The organism is Vibrio sp. T11.5, from assembly GCF_027587155.1.
Classification (GTDB): Bacteria; Pseudomonadota; Gammaproteobacteria; order Enterobacterales; family Vibrionaceae; genus Vibrio; species Vibrio neptunius.
Genome location: NZ_JAPPTP010000033.1, coordinates 36,290 through 48,035 on the forward strand (window position 1 = coordinate 36,290; position 11,746 = coordinate 48,035).

The following is an 11,746-nucleotide window of genomic DNA, read 5'->3' on the forward strand; positions in this document are numbered from 1 at the left end:
AATAAAATGGCTAAGGGGCAATCTTTACAAGACCCATTCTTAAATGCATTACGTCGTGAACGTATTCCCGTATCAATCTACCTAGTAAACGGAATTAAACTACAGGGTCAGATTGAGTCTTTCGATCAATTTGTGATCTTGCTGAAAAACACCGTCAACCAGATGGTATACAAGCACGCTATCTCTACAGTAGTGCCAGCTCGTCCAGTTAGCCACCATAGTGGTGAGCGTCCTCAGGGCGGCGAGCGCCAGCAAGAGAAATCAGAAGATTAATTCTCGGAAAAAGAAATTAGTATCATATTAAGGAGTTGATTGCTTGTTTGACCGTTATGAAGCCGGTGAGCGAGCCGTACTTGTTCATATCAACTTCACGCAAGAAGGGGAGTGGGACGATCTCAGTGAGTTTGAAATGCTGGTATCTTCGGCTGGGGTCTCAACGTTACAAGTTGTAACTGGAAGTCGCCAGTCACCACACCCTAAATACTATGTCGGAGAGGGTAAAGCTCAGGAAATTGCCCAAGCGGTGCAACTTGCTGCTGCGGATGTAGTGATATTCAATCACGCCCTCTCTCCTGCCCAAGAACGTAACCTAGAATCGTTGTGTAAATGTCGAGTTCTTGATCGTACCGGTCTTATCTTAGACATTTTTGCTCAACGTGCCCGAACACACGAAGGTAAACTGCAGGTTGAGCTTGCTCAACTTCGTCATATTTCTACTCGACTTATTCGTGGTTGGACCCACCTTGAAAGGCAAAAAGGTGGCATTGGTTTACGTGGCCCAGGTGAAACTCAGTTAGAAACTGACCGACGTTTATTGCGTGACCGTATAAAAGCTATATTGCGCCGTTTGGAAAAGGTGGCAAAACAGCGTGAACAAGGTCGCCGAGCCAGAAATCGAGCGGAAATCCCCACTATCTCTCTGGTTGGTTATACCAATGCGGGTAAATCCACTATGTTTAACCGCATTACTGAAGCAGGCGTTTACGCAGCTGATCAGCTGTTTGCCACTTTGGACCCAACGTTGAGAAGAATAGAACTAGCAGATGTGGGTACAGCCATTTTGGCAGATACAGTTGGATTCATCCGCCATTTACCCCATGATCTGGTTGCTGCTTTCAAAGCAACCCTGCAAGAAACGCAGGAAGCTGACATTTTGTTACATGTTGTCGATGCCAGTGATGAGCGTTTTCGTGAGAATATTCATGCAGTTCATGATGTACTTGAAGAGATAGATGCCCATGAGGTGCCTGCTCTGATTGTCATGAACAAAATTGATAACCTCGAAGACCAGAAACCTCGAATAGAGAGGGACGAAGAAGGTGTTCCTCGTGCCGTTTGGGTTTCAGCAATGGAAGGCGTGGGTATTGAACTGCTATTTGAAGCCCTGACTGAGTGTTTAGCTAGTCAAATGGTTCAATATCAATTGCGAATACCGCCACAGCATCAGGGGCGTATTCGTAGTACATTCTTCCAGATGAAATGTATTCAACGAGAAGAATATGATCAGGATGGCAACTTGTTGATTGATGTTCGCATGCAACAAGTTGATTGGTCTAGACTTAAAAAAAGAGAAGGGGCAGTTTTACGTGACTTTATAGTTACTTAAATGACTGCTACAGTATAACGTCATATCAAATGATGGAGCTTTCTAATGGCGTGGAATGAGCCTGGTAATAACAACGGCAACAATGGCCGCGATAACGACCCATGGGGTAATAATAATCGTGGTAACAAAGGTGGCCGTGATCAAGGACCGCCAGACTTAGACGAAGTGTTTAATAAACTGAGTCAGAAACTGGGTGGAAAGTTTGGTGGTGGAAAAGGAGGCAAAGGATCGTCTATAGGCGGTGGTGGCGGTACACTAGGTTTTGGTGTCATTGCAGTTATCGCGATAGTAATTTGGTTCTTTGCTGGCTTTTACACCATTGGTGAAGGTGAGCGTGGCGTCGTGCTACGTCTAGGTAAGTATGACCGTGTGGTTGATCCAGGTTTGAACTGGCGTCCTCGCTTTATCGATGAGTATCAAGCGGTCAACGAACAGGCAATTCGTTCGCTACGTTCTTCTGGTCTAATGCTGACAAAAGATGAAAACGTTGTGGCTGTTGCGATGGATGTTCAATATCGTGTCGCGGATCCTTACAAATACCTATTCCGCGTGACCAACGCAGATGACAGCTTACGTCAAGCAACAGATTCTGCACTGCGTGCCGTAATCGGTGATTCACTAATGGATAGCATTTTGACGAGCGGTCGCTTGTCTATCCGTCAGAACACTCAAATCACCCTCGAAGATATCGTCAATAATTATGATATGGGTATTGAAATTGTAGCGGTGAACTTTGAAGATGCTCGTCCACCTGAAGAAGTGAAAGACGCGTTTGATGATGCGACAGCGTCTCGTGAGGACGCGCAGCGCTTTAAACGTGAAGCCGAAGCATATCAAAACGATATTATCCCTAAGGCTAAAGGTCGTGCTGAACGTCTACTTAAAGAAGCTCAAGGCTACAGTGAACGAGTGGTAAATGGAGCGTTAGGTGAAGTCGCTCAGTTTGAGAAGTTACTCCCTGAGTACCAAGCTGCACCAGAGGTGACTCGTAATCGACTCTACTTAGATACGATGGAGAAAGTTTACTCCAGTACATCGAAAGTTCTGATTGATTCAGAGTCGAGCGGTAATCTGTTGTATCTACCTATCGATAAACTTACCAGTGGTAAAAAAGAAACTCGCAGTCGCTCAGTGAAAGAAACCTCTACATATGAAAAAATTGAGTTAGAACCGCAATCAAATAGTGATACCAATGACTCAGGTTCTCGTTCTACCTCACGTCAAGGGAGATATTAGAAATGCGTAAGTTAATGATCCCTTTTTTGGTCGTCGCACTTGTCCTTATGTTGATGTCGCTATTTGTGATACCTGAAGGAGAGCGTGGTATCGTTGTTCGTTTCGGTCGAGTGTTGAAAGACAACAATGAGATTGCACGAATCTACGAACCGGGCTTGCACTTCAAAATGCCGCTGTTTGATAATGTCAAAACCCTAGACGCTAAGATTCAGACGATGGACGGGCGCTCGGATCGTTTCGTAACGTCTGAGAAAAAGGATGTTTTGATCGATTCGTACATAAAGTGGCGTATCGAAGACTTTGGCCAGTATTATCTTGCCACTGGTGGTGGCAACGCCAATACAGCTCAAACACTACTAAGCCGTAAAGTAACGGACGTGTTGCGTTCAGAAATAGGTTCACGTGAGATAAAGCAGATCGTTTCTGGGCCACGTAACACAGATATATTGCCTGACAGTGCTGACGCCGATGTGGTGACCACTGAAGCTGCCAAAGAGGCATTAGAAGTTGATGGCGAGCGTGACATCATTATGAAGAACGTGCTCAATGATACGCGTAAAGATGCGATGGAAGATTTGGGTATTCATGTCTTCGACTTTAGAATGAAGAAGATTAACCTTCCAGATAGTATCAACCAATCTATCTACAATCGGATGCGTGCAGAGCGTGAGTCAGTTGCAAGGCAGTTTCGCTCAGAGGGTCGCGAGCAAGCGGAAATTATTCGCGCTCAAGCTGAATTAGAAGTGGCGACGATTCTTGCCGAAGCAGACAAGACCGCTAGAATCACCAGGGGTGATGCGGATGCTGAAGCCGCCAACATCTATGCTGAAGCTTATAGCAAGGATCCTGAGTTCTTCGGGTTTATCCGTTCATTGCGCGCTTATCAGTCTTCATTTAACAGTGAAAGCGATATTTTAGTACTGGATCCTAAGAGTGATTTCTTCCAGTACATGAACAACTCAGCAGGTACGCCTGCTAAGTAAGTTCAAACTCATTAATAAAAGGCTCCCTTGTGGAGCCTTTGTTTTTTCGAGGAAAAAGCGATGACTAATTCTCTTTGGATGGCTCTGGGTTTAGTGTTGATTGTGGAAGGGTTGGGGCCTCTAATTGCACCGAACGGTTGGAGAAATATGGTCTCTCAGCTTAGTGATCAACCCGACAATCAACTTAGGCGTATCGGCGGGTGTTTAGTGGTTGCAGGTGCCGTGATTGCATACGTGTTTAGTTAGTAGTGTGGTGGCGGGGTTTCTTGGGCTGGATCTGCTAAATTAGATGAGTCCATGTTTTTGACTTTGCCCACCACGTACTTCATCTGATCCTGCATTTTCGTGATCAGCAGTTGTTGCTGACTTAGTGCATCATTGAGAGACTCAATAGTCTGTTCTTGGAAAGCAAGCTGGCACTCCATGTCGTTAAGACGGTTCTCTAGCTCTTCAATACGCTTTTCGGTCATGATTAGTTATCCACACTCCAAGCCTGGGCGATCCCTGCAGAGGTGCCCGATATCACTCGGTTCTGATTATCAAAGGCTGCATCATACACCACTGCGCGTGGAGGGCGAGTATCTTTTAAAGGCTCTGCTTCAAATCCCTCGACCTTTTTACCTGTTTGTATGTCCCAGACCATAATTCGGCTTGAAGGAGTACCAGTGACAAGGAACTGCCCATCATCAGAGAAGCGGGCCGTTGAGAAGATCAACTGACGAGAAAAACTGCGCAGATTGGAGATTTGTTCTCCAGTTCTAAGATCCCAGATGATTGCCTGATTGCCTCCATCTGAAGTAAAGGCATACAAACCATCTCTTTGTAGGGCGACACGATTGATGCGCTGCTCATGCTCAAAGCTCTTGAGAATTTGCCCTGTACGGGTATCCCATAGATAGGCGGTATAATCATTACCTCCCGATAAAGCGAAACGACCATTAGGAGATAGGGCAACGGAATTCACTTTTTCATTATGGGCAAGGAACTCTAGGCGTCTTCCAGTGACTAAGTTGACGTAAATGGCTTTGCCATTCGATAACCCCAGCAAGACTTGTTCACCGTTGCTGGCGATGTCGATATCGCGAATTAAGCCGTCTGAGATGGACCAGAGCCCTTGAGCTTGTGTCCATGCTAAATCCCATACAGCAAAGTTTATTTGTGTTGCAGTGACGGCAAATCGGCCGTTATCTGAGATACGGATTCGAGAAACGGTACTCGCTTGAGGATCTTGTTCGCCTAATGAGGCAAGCTGTTGGCTTTCGTAGAGGTCCCACAGTACCAGTTGATGCTCTTTAGAGTACAACAGGGCAAATCGGGCATCTCGGCTTAAGGCGAAACTGGTGGTTCCCAGAGGTTCAATTACCCAGCGTTGATCATCCTGTGTGGAGAAAAAGCAGCCATTTAACGCTGCGATGACAAACGTAAGTATCAGAGTGTGAAAAATAATTCGCATTAAATACAAAGATCCGCTTTAGTTAACGTTTAATTAAAACGCATATTGGTTATAGTGGTACAACATGCTTATGAGCACCAGTCGAAATTACAGATTTGTGCGCAAAGACAAATGGTTAGCCATTAATTGGAGAATTCAATGAAATCTATTTTTAAGGTGTCACTGCTTGCAGCAACAGTAATGTTGGCGGTTGGCTGTCAAAAAGAAGAAGAAGCTAAAACAGAAGCCGCGCCTGCAGTCGAGCAAGTGCAAGCAGAAGCCGGTAAAACGGTTCACTTTAAAACCGACGATGAAAAAGCAGCTTATGCGATTGGCGTATCGTTTGCTAATTACCTAAACACTAGCTTAGACAAACCAAATGAAATTGGTATTAACCTAGATAAAGATCTCGTACTGAAAGGCATTGAACATGTGTTTGCGGGCAATCCCGAGCTTAATGAAGAAGAAACACGTGCAGCACTTGAATCGCTAGACAAGCGTGTTGCTGAAACAATGCAAAAGCAAGCTGCAGAAAAAGCGGCTGAAGCAAAGAAAGCGGGTGATGATTTCCGTAGTGCTTTCGAAAAGCAAGATGGTGTCAAAAAGACGGACTCAGGCCTTCTTTACCAAGTAATGACACCAGCTACAGGTGAACAGCCGAAAGACACAGATACGGTTCAGGTTCATTACAAAGGTACGTTGATTGACGGCACTCAATTCGATAGTTCATACGACCGTGGTGAACCTGCGACGTTCCCACTTAATCGCGTGATTTCTGGTTGGACGGAAGGTGTGCAGCTAATGCCAGTGGGTTCTAAGTTTAAGTTCGTTATTCCACCTGAATTAGCATACGGTGAGCAAGATACGCCAACTATCCCTGCAAACTCGACACTGGTCTTTGAAGTTGAACTACTGAAAATCGATAACGGTGAAGGTGAGCAAGCGGTTCAATAAACCACTACTCGCAGAATGAAGTAGAAAGGTCTGACGAAAGTCAGGCCTTTTTTTATGTTCTGGGCACTGTATCGCGTGAATAGTTTGTTCTAAATCACTAGATAGTGGCATTGCTAGATGTTCAATTCAAAATTTCTGATAAACTTACACCAATTTGTTGATTTTTCGCTCGTAGGCTTAAAAAGTGACAACTACAGACACAGTAAACACAGATATGTTGCTCGAAATGGAATCTGTCAATGTGATGCCATTTAGTGAGCACGACAAAATTATTCTGAGATCGTATGAAGCAGTTGTGGACGGCATTGCTAGTCTTATCGGCCCTTTTTGTGAAATCGTTCTGCATTCTCTGGAAGACCTCAATACATCAGCTATTAAAATTGCTAATGGCGAAAACACAGGGCGTCAGGTCGGTTCACCTATCACGGATTTAGCGCTAAAAATGTTACGTGATATTGAAGGCTCGGAACGTAACTTCTCTCGCTCATATTTTACCCGTGCCAAAGGTGGTGTGCTGATGAAGTCGATTACTGTTGCGATCCGTAACGGTGAAAATCGTGTTATTGGCTTGCTATGTATCAACGTGAATCTCGATGCGCCATTCTCTCAAGTATTGCAATCTTTCATGCCTACCGAAGAAGCCAAGCAAGCGGCCTCCTCCGTAAACTTTGCCAGTGATGTTGAAGAGCTGGTGGATCAGACGGTTGAGCGTACAATCGAAGAGATAAATGCTGATAAGTCGGTATCGAACAACACCAAAAACCGTCAAATTGTGATGGAGTTATTCGATAAAGGAATCTTTGATATCAAAGACGCTATAAATCGGGTAGCAGATCGTTTGAATATTTCTAAACACACCGTCTATCTCTATATCCGCCAGCGCAAAACTGAGGAAGACGAAAGTTGAATTCATTGAGCTATACCTTGGTCGTCAACGGCTCAGTTTATGGTAGTCAGTCCGCCAGAACGGCCTATCAATTTGCACGCAGCCTGATTAATAAAGGTCATCGGTTAGTGAGCGTGTTCTTTTATCAGGATGGCGTAACCAACGGAACGGCACTGAGTGTGCCAGCGAATGACGAATTTGATTTGGTCAAAGCTTGGCAATCTCTGGCTTCAGAACACGCTGTGCGTCTTGAAACTTGTGTTGCCGCCGCATTGCGTCGTGGTATCGTCAGTCAGGATGAAGCCAACCAACACAGCTTGATGCAAAGTAACCTTGCAGATGGATTTTATCAGGCAGGGCTGGGCAGTCTGGCTGAAGCCATGCTTACACAAGATAGAGTGGTGCAGTTTTGAGCCAGTTAACCTATGTATTCCGCAGCGCCCCCCATGGCAGTGCTTCTGGTCGGGAAGGCATTGATGCTTTATTAGCAGCATCAGCGTATTGTGAAGATATCAGCGTAGTGTTTATTGGGGATGGCGTGTACCAGTTGATTGCCGGTCAGCAAACTGGTGATATTCTGAGTAAAGACTATTCACCTATGCTCAAGTTATTTGATCTTTACGACATCGAACAAGTGTACGTCTGCTCGGTTTCATTGGCGGAACGTGGGCTAGCGCAAGCAGATTTAGTGATAAACGCTGAATCGCTTTCTATTATTGATATTCAGGCGCAGATCCATCGCGCTGGCAAAGTACTTTCTTTTTAAGGGAATCATGTTACATATTGTTAAGTCGGTAGCGGCGTTAGAAGACGTCGTAAAGGTGTATATTGACGGCGATGTTTTGTTGCTGATAGAAGATGCGGTGTATTCGGTCAATCCCCAACATAAGACTTACCCTTTGATTAAAGGCCTCAATACCTTTGTATTGCGGAATGATTTGGCAGCCCGTGGTATCCTTAACCGCACGAGTCCATCGATAGAGACGGTCGACTACGAAAGCTTTGTCGATCTGACTTCTGAGCAAGAAAACTCTCTCACCTGGGATTAAGTCTTGTCCCTAGCATACTGTGAATCAGCATTTACGGTGTACGTGTTCGAGTTGGACAAAAAAGATCCGTATATTTCTTGACACACCTCTCACTGCTGCATAGAATTTTGCGTCCCTATTTGTACGAAGTACTTCGGTACACGTGTAGATAGGGTTAGATTTTTCACAAAGCTTACTTTTAAGTAAATCAGGAGCTAGTTAATGGCAACTATTAACCAGTTGGTACGTAAGCCACGTGCAAAGCAAGTTGTTAAAAGCAACGTGCCAGCACTAGAAGCGTGCCCACAAAAACGTGGTGTATGTACTCGTGTTTACACTACTACACCTAAAAAACCTAACTCGGCACTACGTAAAGTATGTCGTGTACGTCTAACAAACGGTTTCGAAGTAACTTCGTACATCGGTGGTGAAGGTCACAACCTTCAAGAGCACTCAGTTGTTCTAATCCGTGGCGGTCGTGTTAAAGACCTTCCGGGTGTACGTTACCACACAGTACGTGGTGCACTTGACTGTGCTGGCGTAAATGACCGTAAACAAGGTCGTTCTAAGTACGGTGTGAAGCGTCCTAAGTCTTAATCGTCTTTTCTTTTAAGAGAAGCGTTAAGTAAGGCCAAACACTAAAATTAATATTAATTTTTGAAGAAACTGTAAAGTTTTGGATAACCTGAAGAATAAGACAACGGAGAAATTCCATGCCACGTCGTCGCGTCATCGGTCAGCGTAAGATCCTTCCAGATCCAAAGTTCAAATCAGAACTGCTGGCAAAATTCGTTAACATCCTTATGGTTGACGGTAAAAAATCTACTGCAGAGAAAATTGTTTACACTGCACTAGATGCAATGGCTGAGAAATCTGGTAAAGATCACTTAGCTGTATTTGAAGAAGCTCTTGAAAATGTTCGCCCTGCGGTAGAGGTTAAATCTCGTCGCGTGGGTGGTTCAACTTACCAAGTACCTGTAGAAGTACGTCCGGTCCGCCGTAACGCACTTGCTATGCGTTGGGTAGTTGAAGCTGCGCGTAAGCGTGGTGAAAAATCTATGGCTCAACGCCTAGCTGCTGAAATGCTAGACGCGTCTGAGAACAAAGGTACTGCTGTTAAGAAACGTGAAGACGTTCACCGTATGGCAGAAGCGAACAAAGCATTCGCTCATTACCGCTGGTAATACCTTTCAGTGCCGCGAGAACCTTCGCGGCGCTACTCTAGTTCCTATGCGCAAGCTTAGGAACTATTGCTATATCTAGAGCACGTAAAAATTGCCATGAGCAGACTAAAATGCAACTAGAAATAGCAATAGTCCCTAATTCAAGAGGATTCAATCGTGGCTCGTAAAACACCTATTGAGCGCTACCGTAATATTGGTATCGTCGCTCACGTAGACGCAGGTAAAACAACCACAAGTGAACGTATTCTGTTCTACACTGGCCTTTCTCACAAAATCGGTGAAGTTCACGATGGTGCTGCTACCATGGACTGGATGGAGCAGGAGCAGGAGCGTGGTATCACCATCACCTCAGCGGCTACGACGACTTTCTGGCGTGGTATGGACGCACAATTCCAAGACCACCGCATCAACATCATCGATACTCCCGGACACGTAGATTTCACTATCGAAGTAGAGCGTTCACTGCGCGTACTTGATGGTGCTGTCGTTGTGTTCTGTGGTTCATCGGGTGTTGAACCTCAATCTGAAACTGTATGGCGTCAAGCTGACAAGTACCAAGTACCTCGTATGGTATTTGTTAACAAGATGGACCGTGCAGGTGCTGACTTCCTACGCGTTGTTGATCAAATCAAAAACCGTCTTGGTGCGAACCCTGTTCCTATCCAACTTAACGTTGGTGCGGAAGATGACTTCAAGGGTGTTATTGACCTAATCAAGATGAAGATGATCAACTGGAGTGAAGCTGATCAAGGTACAACGTTCACTTACGAAGAGATTCCAGCGGACATGCTTGAGCTTGCTGAAGAGTGGCACAACAACCTTGTTGAATCTGCAGCGGAAGCTAGCGAAGAGCTGATGGATAAGTATCTTGAAGAAGGCGAACTAACGGAAGCTGAAATCAAGCAAGCACTGCGTACACGCACACTAAATAACGAAATCGTACTGGCCACTTGTGGTAGTGCGTTCAAGAACAAAGGTGTTCAAGCGGTACTCGATGCAGTGGTTGAATTCTTGCCATCACCAATCGACGTTCCAGCGATTAAAGGTGTGGATGACAACGAGAAAGAAGTTGAACGTCATGCAGACGACAACGAACCGTTCTCAGCATTAGCCTTCAAGATCGCAACTGACCCATTCGTAGGTACGCTGACCTTTATGCGTGTTTACTCTGGTGTGGTGAACTCTGGCGACGCAGTCTACAACTCTGTGAAGCAGAAGAAAGAACGCTTTGGTCGTATCGTACAGATGCACTCAAACAAGCGTGACGAAATTAAAGAAGTTCGCGCGGGCGATATTGCGGCAGCAATCGGCCTTAAAGACGTGACAACAGGTGACACGCTATGTGACCAGAACCACAAAGTGATTCTGGAACGCATGGAGTTCCCTGATCCGGTAATTCAGATCGCGGTAGAGCCTCGCTCTGTTGCCGATCAAGAGAAAATGGGTATTGCTCTAGGTAAACTAGCGGCAGAAGATCCATCATTCCGCGTAGAAACGGACGACGAAACAGGTCAGACACTGATCTCTGGTATGGGTGAGCTTCACCTAGATATCATCGTTGATCGTATGAAACGTGAATTCAGCGTTGACTGTAATGTTGGTAAACCTCAGGTTGCGTACCGTGAAACAATCCGTGGCAACGCGGAAGTTGAAGGTAAATTTGTACGTCAATCTGGTGGTCGTGGTCAGTATGGTCACGTATGGATCAAACTGGAGCCATCTGAACCTGGCGAAGGTTTTGTCTTTGTTGACGAAATTGTGGGTGGTGTTGTTCCTAAGGAATACATCAGCTCGGTAGCGAAAGGTATCGAAGAGCAAATGAACAGCGGTGTTCTAGCTGGTTATCCTGTACTAGATATTAAAGCCACTCTGTTTGATGGTTCTTACCACGATGTTGACTCTAACGAGATGGCGTTTAAGATCGCTGGCTCGATGGCATTCAAGAAGGGTTCATTAGAAGCACAGCCTGTTCTTCTTGAGCCTATGATGAATGTTGAAGTAACCACTCCTGAAGATTGGATGGGTGATGTTGTTGGTGACCTTAACCGCCGTCGCGGTATGATCGAAGGTATGGACGATGGAGTGGCGGGTATTAAGATCATCCGCGCTCAAGTACCACTATCTGAGATGTTTGGTTACGCAACGGATCTCCGCTCTGCAACTCAAGGCCGTGCGTCTTATTCTATGGAGTTCAACGAGTACGCTGAAGTACCGAAAAACTTTGCAGATAAAATTATTGCAGACCGTGGTTACTAAGAAAACGTATTAACCTTTAAAAATAGCAAGACTTTTTTAAAGATCAATACGTCCAAATATTGCGCTGACGGACGTTGGCGCATAAAATAGCAAATTCTGGCGCGTCGTGATCAATAACGTTCGCGGCGAATCATAACTAGGAAGGAACACGATCGTGTCTAAAGAAAAATTTGAACGTACT

The 11,746-nt window shown here is 45.2% G+C and carries 15 protein-coding genes; 13 read left to right on the forward strand and 2 right to left on the reverse strand.

From position 1 onward, the window contains the following. Positions 1-6: 6 nt before the first annotated feature. Genes hfq through OH455_RS21470 form a run of 5 tightly spaced genes read left to right on the forward strand, consistent with a single transcriptional unit; the run spans position 7 to position 4,071 of the window. Complete coding sequence (hfq, locus tag OH455_RS21450; protein WP_006957051.1) at positions 7-273, forward strand: RNA chaperone Hfq; 267 nt, start codon at positions 7-9, stop codon at positions 271-273. 43 nt (positions 274-316) lie between these two features. After that, on the forward strand, positions 317-1,606 hold the full coding sequence (gene hflX, locus OH455_RS21455) for a ribosome rescue GTPase HflX (protein WP_269982750.1): 1,290 nt from the start codon (positions 317-319) through the stop codon (positions 1,604-1,606). A 45-nt stretch (positions 1,607-1,651) separates the two neighbouring features. Continuing rightward, the gene (hflK, locus tag OH455_RS21460; RefSeq protein ID WP_269982751.1) at positions 1,652-2,842 is read left to right on the forward strand and encodes an FtsH protease activity modulator HflK; all 1,191 of its coding nucleotides are present in this window, start codon (positions 1,652-1,654) and stop codon (positions 2,840-2,842) included. A 2-nt stretch (positions 2,843-2,844) separates the two neighbouring features. Further along, positions 2,845-3,825: a protease modulator HflC gene (gene hflC, locus OH455_RS21465; protein ID WP_045977658.1), complete on the forward strand. Its 981-nt coding sequence runs from the start codon at positions 2,845-2,847 to the stop codon at positions 3,823-3,825. A 60-nt stretch (positions 3,826-3,885) separates the two neighbouring features. Then, the gene (locus OH455_RS21470; protein WP_045977657.1) at positions 3,886-4,071 is read left to right on the forward strand and encodes a DUF2065 domain-containing protein; all 186 of its coding nucleotides are present in this window, start codon (positions 3,886-3,888) and stop codon (positions 4,069-4,071) included. Here the strand turns inward: OH455_RS21470 and OH455_RS21475 are convergent. Beyond that, positions 4,068-4,295, reverse strand: a complete 228-nt coding sequence (locus OH455_RS21475; protein ID WP_045977656.1) for a SlyX family protein — start codon at positions 4,293-4,295, stop codon at positions 4,068-4,070. The two genes, OH455_RS21470 and OH455_RS21475, sit on opposite strands and share 4 nt — an antisense overlap. A 2-nt stretch (positions 4,296-4,297) precedes the next feature. Next, positions 4,298-5,278 (reverse strand): WD40 repeat domain-containing protein, encoded by a 981-nt coding sequence (locus OH455_RS21480; RefSeq protein ID WP_045977655.1) that lies wholly within the window; start codon positions 5,276-5,278, stop codon positions 4,298-4,300. Between the two features lie 138 nt (positions 5,279-5,416). On the opposite strand from OH455_RS21480, the gene fkpA reads away from it, so the two are divergent. The 8 genes from fkpA to fusA all read left to right on the forward strand — a co-directional run bounded on the left by fkpA (position 5,417) and on the right by fusA (position 11,565). Further along, positions 5,417-6,211, forward strand: a complete 795-nt coding sequence (gene fkpA / locus OH455_RS21485; RefSeq protein WP_269982752.1) for an FKBP-type peptidyl-prolyl cis-trans isomerase — start codon at positions 5,417-5,419, stop codon at positions 6,209-6,211. A 184-nt stretch (positions 6,212-6,395) separates the two neighbouring features. Continuing rightward, complete coding sequence (locus tag OH455_RS21490; RefSeq protein ID WP_039951057.1) at positions 6,396-7,118, forward strand: helix-turn-helix transcriptional regulator; 723 nt, start codon at positions 6,396-6,398, stop codon at positions 7,116-7,118. Next, positions 7,115-7,510 (forward strand): sulfurtransferase complex subunit TusD, encoded by a 396-nt coding sequence (gene tusD / locus OH455_RS21495; RefSeq protein ID WP_157634079.1) that lies wholly within the window; start codon positions 7,115-7,117, stop codon positions 7,508-7,510. Before OH455_RS21490 ends, tusD begins: the two co-directional genes overlap by 4 nt. Continuing rightward, the gene (gene tusC / locus OH455_RS21500) at positions 7,507-7,863 is read left to right on the forward strand and encodes a sulfurtransferase complex subunit TusC (RefSeq protein WP_269982753.1); all 357 of its coding nucleotides are present in this window, start codon (positions 7,507-7,509) and stop codon (positions 7,861-7,863) included. The genes tusD and tusC overlap by 4 nt, the downstream gene beginning before the upstream one ends. A 7-nt stretch (positions 7,864-7,870) precedes the next feature. Further along, positions 7,871-8,146 (forward strand): sulfurtransferase complex subunit TusB, encoded by a 276-nt coding sequence (gene tusB / locus OH455_RS21505; protein WP_045977652.1) that lies wholly within the window; start codon positions 7,871-7,873, stop codon positions 8,144-8,146. A gap of 201 nt (positions 8,147-8,347) precedes the next feature. After that, positions 8,348-8,722 carry a 30S ribosomal protein S12 gene (gene rpsL / locus OH455_RS21510; RefSeq protein ID WP_004399892.1) on the forward strand — a complete coding sequence of 125 codons (375 nt, stop codon included), beginning with the start codon at positions 8,348-8,350 and terminating at the stop codon, positions 8,720-8,722. A gap of 116 nt (positions 8,723-8,838) precedes the next feature. Then, positions 8,839-9,309, forward strand: coding sequence for a 30S ribosomal protein S7 (rpsG, locus tag OH455_RS21515; protein ID WP_006957063.1), 471 nt, complete (start codon positions 8,839-8,841; stop codon positions 9,307-9,309). Between the two features lie 156 nt (positions 9,310-9,465). Then, positions 9,466-11,565: an elongation factor G gene (gene fusA / locus OH455_RS21520; RefSeq protein ID WP_045977651.1), complete on the forward strand. Its 2,100-nt coding sequence runs from the start codon at positions 9,466-9,468 to the stop codon at positions 11,563-11,565. Positions 11,566-11,746: the final 181 nt, after the last annotated feature.